This is a genomic window from Lentilactobacillus sp. Marseille-Q4993, from assembly GCF_951230165.1.
Lineage (GTDB): Bacteria > Bacillota > Bacilli > Lactobacillales > Lactobacillaceae > Lentilactobacillus.
This window is the reverse complement of the sequence record NZ_CATNVB010000037.1, coordinates 1-20,791: the sequence shown is the minus strand read 5'-3', so window position 1 is coordinate 20,791 and position 20,791 is coordinate 1. Positions and strand designations below refer to the sequence as shown.

At 38.8% G+C, this 20,791-nt stretch carries 14 protein-coding genes; 8 read left to right on the top strand and 6 right to left on the bottom strand.

The annotated features are described in order from the left end of the window. Positions 1-175 precede the first annotated feature (175 nt). Positions 176-1,540 (bottom strand): hypothetical protein, encoded by a 1,365-nt coding sequence (locus tag QOW94_RS09925; RefSeq protein ID WP_283680278.1) that lies wholly within the window; start codon positions 1,538-1,540, stop codon positions 176-178. A gap of 452 nt (positions 1,541-1,992) precedes the next feature. Between QOW94_RS09925 and QOW94_RS09920 the strand changes: the two genes are divergently transcribed. Beyond that, entirely contained in the window at positions 1,993-2,631 is a 639-nt protein-coding gene (locus tag QOW94_RS09920) for a LysM peptidoglycan-binding domain-containing protein (protein WP_283680277.1), read from the top strand. A gap of 104 nt (positions 2,632-2,735) precedes the next feature. Here the strand turns inward: QOW94_RS09920 and QOW94_RS09915 are convergent, their stop codons facing one another. After that, entirely contained in the window at positions 2,736-2,954 is a 219-nt protein-coding gene (locus tag QOW94_RS09915) for a hypothetical protein (protein ID WP_283680276.1), read from the bottom strand. Positions 2,955-3,552: 598 nt separating this feature from the next. On the opposite strand from QOW94_RS09915, the gene QOW94_RS09910 reads away from it, so the two are divergent. Then, positions 3,553-4,221, top strand: coding sequence for a LysM peptidoglycan-binding domain-containing protein (locus QOW94_RS09910; RefSeq protein WP_283680274.1), 669 nt, complete (start codon positions 3,553-3,555; stop codon positions 4,219-4,221). A gap of 134 nt (positions 4,222-4,355) precedes the next feature. Here QOW94_RS09910 and QOW94_RS09905 read toward each other — a convergent pair whose 3' ends face one another. Next, a complete protein-coding gene (locus QOW94_RS09905; RefSeq protein WP_283680273.1) occupies positions 4,356-5,243 on the bottom strand; it encodes an AraC family transcriptional regulator in 888 nt (295 codons plus the stop codon). A gap of 346 nt (positions 5,244-5,589) precedes the next feature. On the opposite strand from QOW94_RS09905, the gene QOW94_RS09900 reads away from it, so the two are divergent. From QOW94_RS09900 to QOW94_RS09890, 3 genes are all read left to right on the top strand, one after another. Continuing rightward, the gene (locus tag QOW94_RS09900; RefSeq protein WP_283680272.1) at positions 5,590-7,773 is read left to right on the top strand and encodes a beta-L-arabinofuranosidase domain-containing protein; all 2,184 of its coding nucleotides are present in this window, start codon (positions 5,590-5,592) and stop codon (positions 7,771-7,773) included. A 16-nt stretch (positions 7,774-7,789) separates the two neighbouring features. Next, on the top strand, positions 7,790-10,177 hold the full coding sequence (locus QOW94_RS09895; protein ID WP_283680271.1) for a hypothetical protein: 2,388 nt from the start codon (positions 7,790-7,792) through the stop codon (positions 10,175-10,177). A 105-nt stretch (positions 10,178-10,282) separates the two neighbouring features. Further along, on the top strand, positions 10,283-11,686 hold the full coding sequence (locus QOW94_RS09890; protein WP_283680269.1) for a glycoside-pentoside-hexuronide (GPH):cation symporter: 1,404 nt from the start codon (positions 10,283-10,285) through the stop codon (positions 11,684-11,686). A gap of 264 nt (positions 11,687-11,950) precedes the next feature. On the opposite strand, the gene QOW94_RS09885 is transcribed toward QOW94_RS09890, so the two are convergent. After that, a complete protein-coding gene (locus QOW94_RS09885) occupies positions 11,951-13,930 on the bottom strand; it encodes a glycoside hydrolase family 127 protein (RefSeq protein WP_283680268.1) in 1,980 nt (659 codons plus the stop codon). Positions 13,931-14,218: 288 nt separating this feature from the next. On the opposite strand from QOW94_RS09885, the gene QOW94_RS09880 reads away from it, so the two are divergent. After that, positions 14,219-15,127 carry an AraC family transcriptional regulator gene (locus QOW94_RS09880; RefSeq protein ID WP_283680267.1) on the top strand — a complete coding sequence of 303 codons (909 nt, stop codon included), beginning with the start codon at positions 14,219-14,221 and terminating at the stop codon, positions 15,125-15,127. 105 nt (positions 15,128-15,232) lie between these two features. Here QOW94_RS09880 and QOW94_RS09875 read toward each other — a convergent pair whose 3' ends face one another. Both QOW94_RS09875 and QOW94_RS09870 read right to left on the bottom strand, forming a co-directional pair. Then, the gene (locus QOW94_RS09875) at positions 15,233-16,804 is read right to left on the bottom strand and encodes an MFS transporter (RefSeq protein WP_283680266.1); all 1,572 of its coding nucleotides are present in this window, start codon (positions 16,802-16,804) and stop codon (positions 15,233-15,235) included. Between the two features lie 59 nt (positions 16,805-16,863). After that, the gene (locus QOW94_RS09870) at positions 16,864-19,350 is read right to left on the bottom strand and encodes a DUF5695 domain-containing protein (RefSeq protein ID WP_283680264.1); all 2,487 of its coding nucleotides are present in this window, start codon (positions 19,348-19,350) and stop codon (positions 16,864-16,866) included. Between the two features lie 187 nt (positions 19,351-19,537). Between QOW94_RS09870 and QOW94_RS09865 the strand changes: the two genes are divergently transcribed. Continuing rightward, positions 19,538-19,786, top strand: coding sequence for a hypothetical protein (locus tag QOW94_RS09865; RefSeq protein ID WP_283680263.1), 249 nt, complete (start codon positions 19,538-19,540; stop codon positions 19,784-19,786). Positions 19,787-19,867: 81 nt separating this feature from the next. Continuing rightward, on the top strand, positions 19,868-20,458 hold the full coding sequence (locus QOW94_RS09860) for a helix-turn-helix domain-containing protein (protein WP_283680262.1): 591 nt from the start codon (positions 19,868-19,870) through the stop codon (positions 20,456-20,458). Positions 20,459-20,791: the final 333 nt, after the last annotated feature.

The window sequence follows — 20,791 nt, the reverse complement described above, 5'->3', positions numbered from 1 at the left end:
CTTGGGTTTTAGTCGATTTAAGAATAGCAGAGTTGAATTCTCTGTGCTACGTAAAATGCAAAAAAGCCTCGGAAATTTTTATTTCCGAAGCTTTTTTGCTTTAACTAGGACTTTTGTCCCAGCCTCGATTTTTTGGTGCGCTTAGTTATGTCACAGGAGAGATTCGAACCCCCTCCTACTTCAAATATTTATCAAAGTATGAGCTTGGTAAAAACATTGATTGATAATAATTATTATCGAACTGTTTACTAGGAAATTTGAAACTGTACGGTAACTGCACATCTACCCCCTTAAAATTAGTTCCGCTAAATTTATATATATATGGACTCACTGGACTCGTAGCAACATATTCACCATTTACCATTAAACTATAGGTTTTCTGCCACTTCCCATCGGTATAACGATATTCGTCATAACCACTATTGGTATCGTTATCGACTTTTCGATAAACCGTTCCCTTTTTACTATCCGTGGCTGTGGGTTCGCCCATTCCATACTGGATTCCGTTTTTAATTATATTTCCCTTTGTAAAATTCAAAATATAAGCTGTTTTAACAAATATCATTCTATTTGAAGACAAAATTGCCGTATATTTTCTATTTTCATTCAAATAAATTACCGTTCCATCACCAAACATGATGTTATCGTTAATTATTGAATCGTTCGGCAACATATACGTGTTAGCTTCAAAAACCGCAAATGGAAAATCAGCTGCTCGCCCACCCTTTGGAAATTTATAGACATCTTGGCTTTGTGTTGTTGCAGCATAATAGAAGGACCAAAAAGACCCAATCGTACTCCACTCAGGGCCACCTTGGTAGTTGAACGTCCCGTCATCGTCTTCCTCATAGCTCATCGCCTGAACAAATGGCAATCGTATTGAGGTATGTTTTTGCACTGGTAACATCACAATTCGAAAGTTTTGCCAATTCTTAGCGTTGGCATCAACTTTGCCCGAAGTTGGTAATCCCTGCTCAGCGTTTTGTTTTTTTATAAAGTTAACAACCGTATTTAGTTGGCTATTTGTTGGCGTCTTAGCATAATTTTCATATGAAGAAAGACCAGTTAAATAAGGATACTTGTAATCCATTCCATCTTCTTCAAAAATTTTAGCAGAATCATTAGCAGAAACATTACTATATAGTACCTTTGGTTTAACTACCTTTTTAGCAGTTGCTGGATTCTGCCCCTTCTTTAAATAGCCCCGCCAAACATAGCCAATAACCTTACTTGATCCATTAGCAACCTGGTAGTAAACACCCTTCTTCCCTCTAGGTGATTGCAAGACTACGCTTTTTTGAACAAACCAAGTTGTTCTAGGATAATCCTTTAAATTATGTAATTTCTTTGTGTGATAGCCGTTGTACATATACGCGGTAGTTCCAAGATTTTTATAATAATAAGCATTTCCGGTCCACTGTTTGTTTACCTTCAATACTCGATAACGGCTTGATGCATGGGTATTTTGAAATCCACCCATACCTATTCCCAAGGCAGCTATCCCAAGAACAAATCTAACTCTTTTGCCTTTCCAGATCATAATTGACACTCCCACCCATCTTTTATATTGATATTTCTCAGTATATCACTGAAAAAAGTCCCCTGTTCCCCACTTTTACATTAAAAGCAAATGAATTTTCACTCTTAACCACCATAATAATAACTAATTTTGCATTGTTAACCCCACTCACTATTTCGCAACATTGGTAACAATGTAATAATAGTCGGTAATTATCTAGACCAAAATTCCCACTTTAGTCACGATTTATTTACATATTCTGCATAGGTTTGGTCAATTCTTACCACTTTTTCAAGATTGAATTCAGATTACAATTATTACAAATATGTAAAAGGAACCCTCTTTCTGAATTGTTTTCTTAAAGATTATGACACTATTCAGTAATAAGCATTGTGTAAACTCGCAAATGTTGGTTGAGGAAATCAACACATTTCAAGAAAACAAAATTGTCTAGATTTATAGGAGTGTATATTTTGAAAAAATTAATCACATCAATTCTTGCAACTACTGCTGCTGCACTTGGTTTATTCTTCGCAGGTTCAGCTAGCGCAAACGCCGCAACTACTTACACAGTTAAGTCAGGCGACTCTGTTTGGGCCATTTCACAAAAGTTTGATTCAACAATCAACGCTATTGAAAAGGCTAACCATATTTCTAACCACTTAATTCTCCCAGGAGACAAGTTAGATATTCCTACTGACAAGCAAGCTCACGTAGCTGCCCCCGCAACTACTACTGCTGCCCAAACTACAGCAACTACTACTAACGCACAACCAGCAGCTGCTACTCAAACACAAACTCAACAAGTACAAACTACTAATAACTACAGCCAACCAGCTACTACTTCATCAAATACAAGTTCTAGCTACAATGGTGGTAGCACAAAGAGCTACGTACTTAGCCAAATGGCATCAAGAACCGGTGTTTCAGCTTCAACTTGGAACTACATTATCCAACGCGAATCAAACTGGCAACCATCAGTTCGTAACAGTTCATCAGGTGCATACGGTTTATTCCAAAACATGCACATCAGTGGTGGATCAGTTCAAGACCAAGTTAACGCTGCTGTAAGTCTTTACAAGCAACAAGGTATGCAAGCTTGGGCAATGTAATTAAATAATTACATTTTTAAAAGCCTCGGATTTTAAAATCCGGGGCTTTTTTTGTGCCGTAAAGCATCTTTACTTTTAATCTAAGTTAGCAACGTCAAAACAGACTACTTAGTATTATTAGTCTTCGTCATTAAAGATACCAACATATTGATGGCGACATATAAAAAGAGACCAACTACTGCTGCGATTGCTAACGCACTAAACCACGAGAAGAAATGAAGTAATAGAAGCAATATGATAACAAAGCCAACCACGATACTAGCACCGATTGGATCATTATTAAATTCGCCAAGGAAACTTTTGATGCGTCCAATTTTTTTCATTGAGTTCTTCCCCTTCACTGATTTATCTTGAGTTTACAGGCTGATTTTTTGAATGTCAAACTAACCTTAGCTCAGGTAGGACAAGGCGTAAACTATGATTTGCACTTTTTATATCTGTCATTTCTCTCAAATTAGATATCTTTCTTCTATATTACTTGCATCATGGGTAAGAGAAAATTCAGGTTGATTTCTCTAACTAATCCATTCATCTAAAATATAACAACAAATGTCACTTTATATTTCGTGGTTGCAATATTCATTTTCCCTGATTTTTTAACTTAAACCAGCTTGGTATCAGCATTTGTGACAACTTTTACCATCAACAACTTCATTTCATCCATGAAACATTTAACATAACCCCAGGTTAAACTCAAGTTTGCAAATCCCCGTCATTTCAAGGATTAATCCGAATTCCTACGTTTCATGTTTGTTTCATATATTACCCATATGTCAAAAAATCGGCTTTTCTGCATTCATTCCTTAAAGTTCGTGCTATTTGTTAGTAACACAAACCGTGTAGTATACACTTTGTTGATTGATAGAAATCAGCAATTCAAAGAAATCAGAAACTAAAGATTTAAATATAGGAGTGTATATTTTGAAAAAAGTATTTTTAACTATTCTCGCAACTGCCGCAGCCGCTGTTGGATTGTTCTTCGCAGGTTCAGCTTACGCTAGCGCATCAACTGTTTACACTGTTAAGTCAGGCGACTCTGTTTGGGCCATTTCACAACAATTTGGTTCAACCATCGACGCCATCGAAAATGCCAATAACATTCAAAACCACTTGATCCTCCCAGGTCAAACTTTGAATATTCCTGATGGCACTACTACTGCAGCTGCTACAACTACTGCTCAACCAGCAGCTACACAAACTACTCAAAGTGCAAACACTGCTCAAACTACTAATTACAACCAAGCAAACACTGCTAACTATAACCAAAGCAGCCAAGCTTCAACTAACTATAACTACTCAGCTCCAAAGGCTACAACTACTAACACTAGTTCAAGCTCAAGCTACACTGGTGGTAGCAGCACTAAGAGCTATGTTCTGAGCCAAATGGCATCAAGAACCGGTGTTTCAGCTTCAACTTGGAACTACATCATCAACCGTGAATCAAACTGGCAACCATCAGTTCGTAACAGTTCATCAGGTGCATACGGTTTATTCCAAAACATGCACATCAGTGGTGGATCAGTTAAGGACCAAGTTAATGCTGCCGTAAGTCTTTACAAGCAACAGGGTATGGCTGCTTGGTCAATGTAAGCAACTAAATAATTAGTTTAAAAAGCCTGGAACATAACTAGGCAAATCGAAAAAAAGTAGCGATAAATTTCATTTTCTTGAAATTTATCGCTATTTTTTTGCTTTCATATCCTGTAAATACATAACCAAAATGGCTAGTTGCTGTCCTTTTCTGTGTAACTTTTTCGGTATTTAGATGGTGACATGTTGTAGTACTTTTTGAACACGATTGAAAAGTAATAAATATTCTGATAACCAACTTCAACGGCAATCTTACTAACCTGCTCATCTGTGGACAGGAGTCGCTTAACCGCCTCTTCCATTCGGTACTGAGTCAAATATAAATTAGGCGTTATCCCGTACGTCTTTTTCATGCTAGCAACAATTGAATTGGGATGGATATGAAAGACCCGGGCTAAATCTTCGTTAGTAATTCGCTCATCAAAATGATCTCTCAAATAACGCTGAACTTCGCTGGCAAAGTACCCACTACGCGATTCTTCTGGAGCTTTCATCTGGACTTGTTGAAGCAAATCTATAAACAACTGTTGAGCTTGCCAAAAACCAACCACATTTTGATTATCATTTTCCTTATTACTATTCATAAAAATTTTCTTGATGATTGCCACAGCATCATCAAAAGTATCTAATCTATCCTGCTTTTTTAAAAACAGCGTGACATCAGGGCTGTAATAGTGCAGGGAAGGAACCAGGATTGATGACCTAATCTGTTTGGGTTCTCTGTCCTGAATAAAATCACTCTTAACTGCAAAATGGACCCAGTAGTATTCAGTCGTTTCTTCCATCGGTTTCCATGAATAATGGTGATGTTTGGGTTGCAAAGTAAACATTTCACCTGCTTTGACGGTGTACTGCTGATCATCCTCGGCAATAAATAGTTCTCCCCTAACCATAAACATCATAACGAAAAACTGAAAATTATTTCGATTTGGGTGACGCTCACCCGGCTGAAACACAACATGTCCACTCTGAACGTACGTAGGTAAGGGCAGACAAGGGATTGATAGATATTGTTCAATCATAAATATTCATCTCCAAAATATGTAAAGGCTTTCTTTTTTATAAATTTACCATGATTTTTTATAAATGTATAGCATTATTTGATATTTACATTAATTTACACACAACTCCTTAGGATTACTAATACACCGCCGTTATCAGTGTAATAGCGTTTTTTTGGCATTTCAAGATGCAAAATATATAAAATTTAATTCTACTTATATTTTATAAAAATAATGGTAAATAACAGATTTGATTTTTTTCAAAACGCAGTATTCTTAGTTACGTAAGCGATTACAAGTAATCAACAAGCTTAACAACAGCAATTGACCACTTGTAAAAATTTGTAACGGAAAGGCGTAATTAAAAATGAAACCGGTAACATACTATGATCTTAAATACTTACCTAATTCATCGCTAAAAGAGAAATTTGAACGCAACATCAACTGGATGTTGTCATTAACTGCTGATCAGTTGTTATACAACTATCGCAAGAACGCAGGGCTTGATACAAAGGGTGCCACCCCACTGACTGTTTGGGAATCACCTGATTTCTTCTTCCGTGGTCACTTCACAGGTCACTACCTATCAGGAGCGTCAAAGACAATCGTAATGCTTAAGAACACTGACCCCAAAGATGCTCACATTAATGATTTAAAGAAACGGGTCGATGACATCGTGGCCGGGTTGGAACAAGTTCAAGTTGAACTTAGCAAAACTTCCGAATATCCAGGCTTTCTTGCAGCTGAACCTGAAAAACGCTGGGATAACCTTGAAAAACTTAGATTCAACGGAAACCATTACGTTCCTTACTACGCAATTCAAAAGCTGATGGACGGACTGATGGATGCTTATGAATACACAAACAATAAAACGGCTTTGACATTAGTTAAGAACTTAACCAGCTACATTGAAAAACGAATTGCCCATTTGACGTTTGAAACAATTGCCAAAATGCTGGATACCCGCTGGTATCAGGGCGTTGGTCACTATGTCTTCCATCAGGAATTTGGAGCAATGCACAGAACTTTGCTTCGCCTCTATGAACTGACTGATAAACAGAACAAGGATTATTTCGAACTAGCAGAAAAGTTTGACCGAAAATGGTTTGACGACATGCTGATCAAGAACGAAGACAAGTTGGGTTACTACTCAATGCATTCAAACACTGAGTTGGTGGGGGCTGAAGGAATGCTTTCCTACTATCACTTGACTGGTGATGATAAGTACAAGCAAGGCGTTGAAAACTACATGGATTGGATGCACAACGGTCACGAACTACCAACTAAGGGTATTTCTGGTCGTTCAGCATATCCAGCCCCTGCTGATTACGGATCCGAGCTGTACGATTACCCAGAAATGCAGTTCAAGCACCTATCCAAATTAAATGGTGAAAGTTGCTGTAGTCATGATTTGAACTACTTAAGTTTTGAGCTATTCGCAGATACTAAGAACCCTCAATTAATGGACGACTACGAAATTAGATTCGCCAACGCCATCATGGCTCAGCAAAATAATGATAGCGCTATCGCCGAATACCTATACAACTTAAGCGTTGCCCCTAACTCAGTTAAACATTTCGACCGTGGTGGTTTCTGGTGCTGCGTTGGTAGTGGTACTGAAAGACACGCAACCTTAGTTGATGGCATCTACTACGAAGACGACAACGATATTTACGTGGCACAATACTTCGATTCGATTCTTGATTTGAATCATCGTCACTTAAAAATCACTCAAGATTCTCATTACCCAGACCAACACTTTGCTCACCTCACAGTTGAATCAGCAACTGAAGATGACTTTACCATCTATGTCCGGGTTCCAAGTTGGAGTAAGCAAACTGAAATTCTAGTTAACGGTAAAGCATTTAAGGCTGAACCTCAAAACGGCTTTGTTGCAATCAAACAAAACTGGGCAGGTACTAACGAAATTACAATCAACTTTGATTTTGAACTTCGTTACGAAACAATGAAGGACCGTTTCAACCGTATCGCAATTTACTACGGCCCATTACTCTTGGCTGCTCAAACTGAAGATCTTGCTGCCTCAACGGTTCCAGCAAGTAAGTATCTTGAAAAGTTGACAAAGGTTGAAGGTAAAAACAACTTTGAGCTTGCCGGCACTGACGTCATCTTCAAGACATTACCAGAAATTCCTGGTGAAACTCCTTACAACGTGTACGTTAAGGTTCCAGATGAACCAGTAGTAAAGACGATTGATGCTCAAAACGATAGTGCTGAAGGAACTGATAGCACTCATGAATGGACACTTGCAGTTGATCCTGACAAGAAGAACTACCTCAAGATCACTTATCAAGCAATCAATGACGATATTTACAGTTTCCAAATCGAAAATAATGACGACGTCTTGTTCACCCAAACAATGACCAAAGAAGAGTGGCCAGAAGATTCTTACTACATCTACCCATTACCAGAAAAGGTAACCAATGGTCATGACAAACTAAATATTCAAATCAAGCCACTTGATTACGAAGGTTCAAACTATGACGTTGCTTCTATCAACAAGATTGAAACCCTTGTATCAACGAAATAATTAAGGAGGGCATTAAATGAAGTCAGAATACCTGACCGTTAAGCAAAACCAACACGGAGCAATTACAAACCTCGTTTTAAACAATGATGAAAGCAAGATGAATTGGGTAATCGATCCTGATTACCTTGATTCACTCGGTTACAAAGATAGCGAAAAACTATTCGGTGAATTTAACATCACCGTCAACGGATCCAAGCACGAGAGTATTGATTTGGAACCAGAAATCAATACTGACGACACAAGCAGTGCCGCTACCTTTCATGTGAACGGCCTTGAACTCACTCAACAGTTTGAACTTGTTAAAGATTCTCTCAAGTGGGACTTCCGCATAATAAACGGCGGCGAAGAAAATGTAAGCATCGATAATCTTAATCTTTGGATTAGCCTCGCCTACGTAATGTTTCGGGATAAGGATGTTCATCGCAACGCTAATCAATCCGTTGCTGTGTTTCCTCAAATCTCAAAGAACTATACCAAACTAGCTGCCATTCGTAGGGATAACACCGCTCCGAACATGGGTGTTTTCCAGACCAAAGGTGAAGTGTTATCAGTTGGTACTTTCAACGAATATACCAATCGATTTTTTGAAAACGTTTCCCCTTCGCTAGACGGAATGCTTTTCCACGAAATCGTACTTGCCGGCGGTTATGAGGATGACAAAAAGCCAAAGAGTGATTGGATTTATTCCCAGAAGAAGTTAAGTCTTCGGTCAGGTGAAACTGCTAGTTGGGAGTTTTACTTGAAACCATTCACTGATAAGGCCGACTTTTACCAAAAAGCAATGGACTTAGGGCATCCTCGATTCTCGTTTGAACCAATGATTTCTCAAGGATCAGACCAAATCTTCGATATCACAACTGCTAAGGGTCAAGATTTATCCCAAGTTCTTATTAAGTACTCTGAAAATGAGGAACTAGTTGAACAAGATGTCACTGAACAAATTAAAGATGGCAAATTGGTCTACAAACCTCAAGGGTTAGGCGAACACCAAGTAATTCTCAAGTTTGCTGATGGCACTGTTGATATGGATGTATTCAACGTAATGAGTTCAATTAACAACTTACTTCGAAATCGAGCTGAATATATTTCCGCTCACTCATATGCAGGTAAAGATGGCAAGGTACCTTACAGTTTTGGTCCCGTTTCAAACCAAGGAGAATCCATCGGTAAGATGACGTTCATCCTTAAAGAAGCAATTCTTGATCCAACATTGCCAAACGCTGACCGGGATATCCAACAAGTTGAAGAAAGTGCTGTCAACTATGTTCGACCCAAGTGGTTTACAAATGGTGACTTTAAGAAGCCAGTCAAACTGTACGGTGACTTCTACCGGGTAATGGACCTTGAATACATCGCCCACATGTTCTACCTACTATCCAAGTGTCCCGAATCAAGCCTAAAGCTTAACTCACCAAAGGAATACTTAACCTGGGCAGCCCAAATCTTTGACGTTCGGGTTAACCCTGATCTTCACGAAGACGAACGTGGCAAGACAGAAGCACAAATGTTGGGAACTTACTTCCTTTACATCGAGGACTTATTGAAAGACCTAAAAGCTAATGGCCTAACAAAGGAATACGAAGAAATCTCAGCCTCATGGGCAGAAGTTACTGACCGCATTGCTGGTAAGAGCTCAACTCTCGAGGCAGCAATGACTGAACACTTCTATGATAATGCTGGTTTTGGTCCCGCTGCTGGAGCTTTAGCCCTCACTGGGAACGTTCAATCCGCTCAAACTTACGGGCAATTACTCAAAGCCAACATCGGTTTCAGTAATGACTTTAGGTCACAAAGCCCCGATCGTTGGTGGGAAGCATTATCTTACATGATTCATTCCCTCTGGGGTGGAGTTACCGCCGCTGCAGCCCAAATCACCGGTGAACAACTAGGAGACCCTGAGTTAGTTGAAGCAGCCTATCGGGCAACTGGCGCCGTGTTATACATGTATGACTCTAACGCCACGGCTACTGATAGAAAACTTAAGCCTGGTGAAGCGGCCTCAACTTATAGCATCGCCGGTCCTAACTTGAATCGTCCTGACCTTTCTAGAAATCGATTTGGTCAATCTATCTTCGCTTCAGACGGTGGTATCTTTGCTCGTTTGTTCCCAGATGGATACACGGGTGAAGACGACTGGGACATGGGTGAAGAATTAGTCGCCTACCTTAACGGCTTTGGTCAAAAAACCTTCATTTACACCAATGCAAATGATGAACTAACAGCCGTTAACGGACGGATCACAAAGGACAAGGAAGGCAATTACTTGGTTGAAAGCTTTGCCCCATACGTAAGCCAATATATCAACCTGGATAATCACCAAGTATTTAAATCAACTAACACCGAAGTTAGTTTTGATAATACATCAAGCACCTTTCATGAACTAAACGCTGAACTTAACAAGTAATACACAAAGCTTCACTTTAAGGGGGTGATTGAGTTCACTTACAGTACTCAATTCAAACATCGTCGTCGTTGTTGTCTAGAATTATAATGATAGGAGATTTTTAATATGGAAACTCACGCTACACAAAGCCATTCTGCTGCTGCAGGACAAGGCGAAGATAGTGCCAACGTAAAACTATCAGTTTGGGAAAAAACTGCTTATTCCTTCACTGATATGGCTGGTAACTTACTTTACGTTACAATTTCAAGTTATATTCTTTATTTCTATACTGATGTTTTTGGTATCACTGCTGCTGGTGCCGGACTTATTCTTTTGGTTGCTAGATTCTTCGATGCTATTAGTGCTCCTGTTTGGGGTTCAATCGTTGATCACACCCACACTAAATGGGGACAAAGTCGACCTTACTTCCTTTGGTTAGCTATTCCATTCGCTGCTGCAACATTCCTTGCATTTACCGCTCCTAACCTTCACGGTACTGCTAAATTGTGGTATGCAGGATTTACTTACATCTTGGCTGCCGGTGTTGTTTATACTGGTATCCAAACTCCAATTACAGCTATTTTACCTAGTTTAACTACTAACAGTCAGGAAAGAATGAACGCTAACTCATTCCGGATGGTTGGTGGATCATTAGGTTCATTCATTACAAGTACATTTGCCCTCCCACTTGTTGCCTTCATGGGTAAAGGTGATGACAAAGTTGGTTTCATGTGGACAATGTTCTTCTTCGGTATTCTTGCCGTTATCCTCTTATCACTTGCATTCAAGGGTATGAGAGAAAGAACTATTGCCGTTCAAAAGCCAATTCCTTTCAAGGATTCATTGAAAGCTACTGTTGGTAACCACCCATGGTACATCTTGGTTGTTTCATTCGTTATTTACTGGGTTGCCCAATCAACTCGTAACGGAATCTCAGTTTACTACGCTAAGTACAACCTTGGTAACGAACAATTAACTTCTGTATTTAACGGACTTCAAGTTCTTGGTATCATCGCTACTATCTCAATTCCATTCATCGTTAAGGTTGCAAACAAGACTTTAACTATGATTATTGGTTTAGCAATCGGTGCTGCTGGTCAAATCATGATGGGACTCGTTGGTAACAACTTCACTCTTGTTATTATTGCTTGGATCATTGGTATCTTCGGTGCTTCAATCGCTGTGGCTATGCCATTTGGTATGTTAGCCGATACCGTTGACTTTGGTGAGTGGAAAACGGGTATCAGAGCTCCTGGTTTCTTAACTGCCGTTGGTTCAGCATTCTGTATCCAATTAGGTTCAGGATTTGGTGCCTTCATTCCTTCAAAGATTATGTCAGCTGCCGGATTTGTTGCTAACAAGACTCAATCAGCACACACCTTGGCAGCAATTCACTTCACATTCATTTACTTCCCAGTTATCATTTACGCAATCGTTGCTATTATCATGTGCTTCTACTTCAAGTACGAAAAGATGGAACCACAAATTAAAGCAGACCTTGCTAAACGACACGAAGAAGCAAAAGCATAATTTAGATTCAATTAGCTAGTCATCTAACCGGCGCATTGAATTGAGTATTAATCAAATTAGGAACAGTGGTTCTTAACGACGAACCCTTGAAGAATCCTGATTTTAGGGTAGAAAAAACAAAGACGATAATCATTGCAGTGTGATGATTACCGTCTTTGCTTTTTTCATCATTATAAAAAAAGGGATCCACTTTCCCAAGTGGATCCCTCTATATGGAGACTACTATAAATATGGCAAATGCGGCATCACATGCCACGGAAATTGTTACATCTGGTTAAACCAAACGCTCATTTGACCTTCACTTCTATTAGCCCAGGCATAATAGGGAACTAGAGTTAATCTTGCGGATTTAGTAGTTTGCTCCTCATCAAACTGGTAAAGATCCGCATTATCAGTAGATTCCATCTTTTCAACATCACTAGTAGTTAATACTCCTACTCCATCGAGCAAATCTTGGTTGTAAGTGTAATCAAACTTAGGTTGTTCATCAACTTTAAATTGCCATAAATCCTTTTCATTATCTGCTTCTTCAGCACAATATACCAATGGCCCACGCTGAAAGGCAACCTTATTCACATCAGCCTTTACCTTTGGATTTGCCTTAACATTATGAACATTCATATCTAGTTGAATTTCAATTGTGGTTTCTGAATCAGTAACCTCGATTTTAATCGTTCCATCTTTAGCAGTGTATTCAATAACGTTGCCATTAATTTTTACCGTAAAGTTTGCCCGTGACCAGTTTGGAATTCTAATTACAAAATTAAAGCGTTTTTCATTAGGATTAGTAATCTTAAAGCTCACATCACCATCCCAAGGTAAATTGCTGTCTTGTTTAATGTTGATTCCTTCGCTAAATGATGTTTCATTAGCAATGTATTGATGGGCAAAAATAGTATCATCCTTTACTTCGTACAAGTAACGATCAACTGATGCAATTAGTCTAGTAATGTTTGAAGGGCAGCATGCCGTTCCAAACCATGCTTGGCGCTGACCCAAAATATGATTTTTTAATGGACTATTAGTACTTGCCTCAGGGTCAGCTTCCAAAGGGTTAACGTAAAAGTAATGTGTTCCATCAAGTGAGATTCCGCTTAACGCACCATTGAACAGTTCTTTTTCAATGACGTCCGCATACTCCGCCTTGAAGTCTCCCTTTAGCATTTGTCTTGCAAGCACAGTCATAGCAACAGAAGCACAAGTTTCACCGTAATCCGTATCATTTGGTAAATCGTAATCGTAGGTGAACGCTTCACCAACTGCCGTCTGACCAACATTTCCAGTGATGTACATTTGCTTTTTAACAATGTTATTCCAAAGGCGGTCAGCAGCTTGCTGCAAATCGTCCGCACCAGTAACCCTTGCTAAATGAGCAAGCCCTGTTAGTAGGTACACACAACGTACCGCATGCCCATGAGCATCTTCCTGCTCAGTAACTGGTTTATCAGCGAAGTAGTATTTTTCACCAATCGTTCGTAATTCTGGCCAAAAATCATTATCGATTCCGTCAGCTTCGTTTTGCTTATCAAAGAATTGTGGGTCCTGACCCCGTTCACGAATGAAAAAGTTAGTAAGTTGTAAATAACGATCTTCCTTTGTAACTTCCCACAACCGCATTAACGCTAATTCAATTTCCGGGTGACCACCATAACCATGAATCTGGTCCTCTTTAGGGCCGAAGTTTTCATCCAAACAATCAGCCATCTTCCTAGCAATATCAAGTGCCTTCTCACTACCTGTCACTTCGTAATAAGCAACTCCCGCTTCAATATAGTGACCCATTGAATAAAGTTCGTGAGATTGCTGGAGTCGCTTGAATTTCCGTTCTGGAAAATTAATCTGGAAGATAGTTGAAAGATATCCATCGGGCTCTTGAGCCTTTGCAATAATATCAACAACTTCATCGGTTTCTTTTCGTAATTTTTCATCTGGATAATACTTTAGAGTGTACGCTGCAGCTTCTAGCCACTTATACACATCGGTATCCTGGAAGTTCATTCCAACGTGATTTCCTTCAGCCATCCCAGCGGCAATCTTAAGATTTTCAAGGGCATGACTTTGCAACCCATCCTTGTAATACCTCATATCAGTAAAGCTATCGTTACCAATCTTAGCGCCATTTTCATCACTAATCGTCGAGTACTGATATGGTACCCCAACTTCCGCAACCAGTTTACGGTACCGACTCCAAAAATCAGAAGTTACATTAACATCTTTAATTTCGATTGGGTTATTTTGTGCCATAATTTTTCTCCTATATCATGGTGAATTTGGATTGCCAAGTGGTTCAAAATTGGAAACCACTTATTGTAATTTATGTTACCGATTTCATTGATTAATTAAAACAGATAAAGACATATAATTGGTGTACTTTTAATACTAACAACCATTTGAATTGCTTTCCTTATCAGCTTATAATAATAGCTATCAAAGTGCTGATATGCCAGCTCTAAGCTCCAATATAAGCTCAAAATCATCCAGTGTTCTTTTTTGACCTATTCACCTTTTAAATCCAAGCAAGGAGGCATCGTTATGGCCATATTCAAGCTTAATCAAAATACAGTTATCACCTACATGGTTGGTGGATTATTTTCAGCAGCTAGTGGCTGGCAACACACCAAGAAAACTCTTAAATCTGACTATGAACTAGTCGTATGTACTAGTGGACCAATATTTCTTCAATTTGGTGATAATCAAGAAGTTATTAACAGTGGTGATATTATAGTCATCCCTCCTTTCACCACCTTCTCTGGCTCATCCCCATCTCCAAATAAGGTTGAATTTTACTGGCTTCACTTCATTCTCCCTAAAGAAACCACGCTATCAAATCAGAGACAAAACGAACTAATTCCAATCGATAGTCGCTATCATATCAGTAACTTAGACTCACTACTAATCGTTACCAATCAATTACTTGCCGTTGATCAAACTGATATATATCGTCAACAAGAACAAAACCTTATCATGACCTTACTACTGACTCAAATCAGTAATCACTCAAAACGAGGAAACGCCGACAACCAGAGTGCCATCCTTATTAATCGGATGAAGGAATGGATTCGTCTTAACATAAACAAGCATCCAAGCTTAGATGACTTATCAAAAGAATCTGGTCTTAACCCACAGTATTTATCTAGGATGTTTAAACACTATGTTGGAATGTCCCCTAAAAAGTACATGGTTGATTTAAAGGTCAAGACAGCCCAAACCCTATTAATTAAAACAAACTTATCAATCAAAGAAATCAGCTCCTACTCTTACTTCACTGATGAAAAACTATTTATGAAACAATTTAAGAATCACGTTGGCGTCACTCCAAGTGGCTTTAGGGCCAGCTACAAGAGCATCTACCATAATACCGAGTTGATTGATCCTGAATTGCCTATTCCAAAGGATGTTCTGGAGATTATCAAAAATAACAGCGGCTCATCCGAAAAATAAACTAGGCCCACCAAAACTGGTTGATATAGGTCTTGACTATCTAAAAAAGACTGCAATGAGAAATAATTCTCACCGCGGTCTTTTGTTATATTCGGATATTAAAAATTACTTCCATGCAGTAATTGCATTGTAATCAGTTCCGGTAAGTTCCTTAGTAACAGCTTTAACGTCCTCGCTGGCATCGGCCATCTTACCACCGTCACGAAGGCGGTTTACCTCATCATTAACCAAATCTAGCTTCTTCTTATCAGCCTTAAATGTTAACCCATTGTAGAGAGCTACTAAGAAGAATGCCCCAACCCCAACATTGATCATCAAGGTCAATGTGAGCTTTACCGTTGCTGATTGTTCAACGGCACCACTGGTACTACTCTTAAATCCAGATAATTGAAGTAATCCTTCTCCAAGCAGGTTAGTTACCACAAATCCACCTTGTTGGAACACACCAGCAAGTGATGAGAATGTACCTGCCCGACTCTTACCAGTAAGTAAGGTATCAAGAACTGGTAATGAAGGGAAAATCGTTGCTGGAATGAAACCATAAAGTTGACCACCAAAGATGGAGAACATTTGAACAATGAGTAACCACATTACCAAATGATCTGGTTTAATAAATCCAAGAACTCCAAATCCAATTGCTGCAAACAACGCCATACCATAAGCAACCCCATAGGTGTAGCGTGGAGCGTACCGGTTAATGATATAACCAGCAAAAATCATAACGAAAATTCCGATAAATGTACTTAATGATGAAAGATAAGCAGTAACCGAAGCGTTTAATCCCAAAACATTAACAATAAAGTAAGTTAAAATCAAACCATTAAGATTACCTGCCATTTGGTCAGCACCATCAATGAATAAATGCTTCCGGAAAGTCTTGATTTTGAAAACCTCTTTGAATTCTCTGAAGGTTGCTTTCATGTCATTCCAACGTGAAACAGAAATGTTATTTCCTTGTTTCTTTTCAGCATCCATCAATTCAGCTTCATGCTTGGTAACAAAATGCTCCCAAGTAGTGTAGTAGGTGATTAACGTGAAGATGATTCCAACCACAGATAATCCAATTTGGATGTAGAGATAAATGTTAGGGTCATCTTTTGGCCAATTATTCAGTAATTGGGCAACGGTGAACGCAGCAATCGTGTTCAGTAAAGCAGCCACGACACTCCGAACAGTTCCCATTACAGTTCTAACTTTAAATGAATCCGTCATTTCAGCAGGTAACGTTGTCCAAGGTAAATGAATGGTGTTGAAGAATGATAACAAGATTGAGTAGGTAATGAAATAATACCAGAAACTCTGTCCAGCAATTGGAATCAGCACTGCATAAGCCATGAACGGAATCGTCATCAGAATGAAGAAATGCCGTCGCCCATATTTCCTACCAAACTTAAACTTATAAAGAGTATCTGAAAAATGGCCAATCCAGAGAGCAACTCCAGATGCAAGGACTCGGCCAAAAATCAGCATGAACGCAACTTCTAACGGTGTAAGCCCACAGAAGTAGGTATAGAAGTATGAGATGTAGTTATAACAGATTAACCCAACTGCCGATCCAAGGAATCCATACATTCCAAATCCAATTGAACGGCCAATCCCAATATTCCCCCGTGGCGTATATATTTTTCGATTTTGGAATTCGTTCCAACCATCATGAATTATTTTATCTTTTGACATAGTTACACTTCCTATTTTTAATCCTAGAAAACGGTTTCAATTTCTCTCTCAAAAAAACGCTATTCCGCGTTCTTTTTATTCAACTTGAACTCTGCAATCAATGAACCTTGATCAAACTCATAACTACCCCGAATTAGTTTGTTGTCAGAAACTGGAACTAAGTTATCAGTAACGTTGATTCTAATGTTCTTTGGCAAGATTCCTGAACGGTCAAACTTAATTTTAATAACGTTGGTTTCACTATCAAATTCAATTGAGCTCATCGGTAACACTTCTGAATTAATTTCAAAATCCGTATTACCATTATGAACGAACAGTTTGTGACCAAAAGCATCAGTTGGGGTAAATGTGGTTACATCATCAGAAACATTAATATTTCCGCCAAGTGACGTCCACTCACCCTCAGCATTAGCCTTGAATGCATACTGACCGGCATCATGAACGTAACCATAGAATGCTTGACCAAAATCTGAAGTGTATGGTTCAAATTCCATATATTCAGGATCAGTCAGGAATGCCATTGAACCAAATCCTTCCTGATCAATTGAACTTAAAATACTACTTGAAGCAGCATAACCCGCTTTCAAATTATAAAGGTTATCTGAATCATGATATTTGTAATCATTTAAAATCGGAATTGCATTTAGACTTGAGCCATAGTGGCCAAATTCGCGAGTAATTTTAACCCGCTTTCCGTAAACAAAAGAATCAAAGTAACGACGTGAATCACCATTATAACCCCAGTGAGGGATTGCGGGCGTGTACGCTAAAATTGCATTTACAGTTTGCTTGGCCTTGTCATCATCTTGGAAATAATCACACCACATGTATACTTCTTCTTGACCAGTTGAATCCCAAGGCATTTCACTACCATAAGGATACTGAAGTGATGACCAAATATTGTAGCGTTCACACATATACTTCACAAACTTATCAGCCTGGTCCTTCCAGCCTTCAGCTTGTAAATCATCAAGAATCCAACGGTGAACACTTCCTACCATCAAACCATACTGTTCGAGATAAAGGAATGCATCCTTACCACAAAAGCGATGCATTGCCATTACCGTTTGATATGACTGGTTCAAATACCATTGCCAATCGTGGTTATTAACTAGGTCATCATAGTTACGCGCCAATCGGTACATTACCCAGTAAATAGCAGCTTGATGAGGGTAATTGTATGCGCGCCAAGTTTCCTCGGACCTACTCTTATCCCAACTATAAACAAAGTCGTTGTTTTCGTAATACAGACTAGCTCTAATACTATAATCAGGAGCCTGAAGCGTACCCCACAACACATCATCTACGTACTGTTCAAGTTTATGGATCTGTTCTTTATCAGGCATATATAGATTCTTCATTGCCATCAATAGGTTTGGTCCCGCACCAGTTTCATCAGAATCACCAGAAATAAATGACCGATATTCATCAACCACTTGTCTGTCAGCTTCCTTATCATAAGTAATGAAGGAATGTCTTCTACCAAACTTATCTGAACCTTCAACCCACTGCTTTTGATTATGGAAGTTAGCTAATCTTGAAACTAATTCTTTTGCCGATTCAGTTACATAGTAGTTGATTGTTTGTTTCAAACCATTGGCATACTCTACAGTTACCGCTGTACTACCGAAGAAATCAGCAATTCTTGTTAGCTTGAACTCATTTGGTTCGTTAGTGTTTTTAATCTCAATGGCGTCACCTGGGGTCACGGAAACTTGAGTAATTTGACTTTCAGATGTTACCTTGAGGGTAATTTCTTCCTTACCATGAATAACGTAACCGGGAGTTGAATCAACGCTTGGAATTCCTAATTCAACTAATTTAGCTGGAATGTTACGTTGGTTTTCAACTGCTGTGAACGCCAACGTAAAGTTTTTAGATTCGCCGGCATTTAATGTTAGTGAAGTTGCGTTGTTCCATTGTTGCTTATGATCCCATTGATCCTCGAAGTATGCTTTTGAATATACCGTCCATTCATAAAATCCTTCAAAATGAACGTCTTTCTTGGTCTTATCATCATTTAACGGTTTGTAGGCTTCAAACTGAGCGTTTTCTTTATTTGTTACAAGAAGCGTTGGCTTTGCTCCGTTTAACCGGGCAACTTGAAGGTACCCTGCGTCTAAACCAATATATGGATCGATGAATGAGCTGTTGTTGTGACTTTCATCCAAAGTGTTATCCGTAAATATTTGGTTGAAAATCATGGCGAATCCAAGACCACCGACTTCAACGGGTTGGTCTAATATATTGGTTAAACTAACTTGAAATTCAGCGCCATCATCTGTGGTTTTCCACTTTCGAGAAACCTCAACTGGGCTTGCAACTAAGTCCTGGTCATCCTTTGTGTTAAAATAGTCCCAACAAGAGCCATCTAATTTTCGGACAGCTAGTTCGACATCACCTAATTGATAATAATCACTACCACTACGGTCAATCTTGATTTTACTTGTAGCAAAATCGAACCAGTCATCATTGGTATCTTGGGCCATCAGGCTTACTAGCAAATTTTTATTTTCGTTTAATTTCTTTAGTTTTATTTCTGACATAATAACCATCCTTGTTAGCTTTACTGTCTGGAGTCCACTCTCTAAATTTGCTCTCGTCAGAACAAATCTGTATTTTATATCACAAGTGCAATTGTAAGCGTTTCGATTTATCATAAAAACTCACTTTTTCATATAAAAAGTGGACAAATACTCACTGCGTGTTTTTACTATATAAGGACGTTCATCTATGCCAACTGGAATATTACAACTAAATACCCCCGTTTTATTTGTTGAATGTGGCCGCTTCATATCTGACCACGACTGGACTCACAAGGATTCGACTAGGAAGTCAGAAATTGAGTTACTAATTGGAATCAATGGATCAGTGCCACTAAATATCGGCAACACAAATTATCTCCTAAATCCTGGAAAAGTCCTGTACTGTTTTCCTACTGAGACGATTACCGGGAGTGCTCCCGCCACTAATGGAGCATAGTTTTTTTGGCTCCACTTCATTCCCCGAACAAAGTTTAGTGTTAGCGATAATCCACCTTCAAAAAATGAAAATCAAGTCATCATGCCTAGATTTTTCGATTTAGACGAACCCTATCGAATTATGGGACTATTTACAGAATTGCTAGACATTGCCCATCGACCTGGTCACAAAACCGCTACCGATTACTCCACTATGATTCTAATTTGTGAAATTGCCGCTGATTTTCAACAACAGCAAAAAAAAGACGATATTATCAATACTCGCGTTTCCCAAATCAAAGAATGGATCAGGCTCAATATGAACAAAGAATTAAAAGTTGGCGACATCGCCAATCAGTTTGAGGTTAGTCAAAATTACCTATCACAATCATTTCATCGAGAAACTGGAATAACCGTAAAGGATTACCTCAATACCCTAAAGCTAGACAAAGCAAAGTATTTACTGCTTACAACCAATCTATCCATTCAAGAAATCACCGATCAGAGCTATTTCAGTGACTATAAATATTTCTTTCGCTTATTCAAAAAGAAAAATGGAATGACCCCAAGAGAGTACCGGAACACCTTTACCAACACCTTTCTGAATAATCCAGACATCGACCCTGGCTATGACATCGGAAAAATTGTTTCTATTCTGGAGCGGGGAGTTAACCGTAACGAACTTTTTGACTAGTTATGTCAAAAAATCCCACCATTTCACTCGTTTAAACTGTTTTTTTAATTTCGTTTTCCAACTAGGATTAAACTTAGGTTCCACACACTGAACCTAACCAACTAATCAGAAGTTGCTTCCCCCTTAAAAGCTGGCTTCTGATTGGAATACAGAGTGTAAGCTCTCTTCAGCAAGCACAAAAAAGGCTAACCTTAATGGTTAGTCTTTTTTGGAACTATACTTTCTGGTATTGATGAACATCATCAATGCCAGTTTTTTTATCCAAAACAAATAGGACATCACTGTCCCATATGCTAAGATTTAAGCGTCTAAACAAAAAACAAGCGAGGTGTA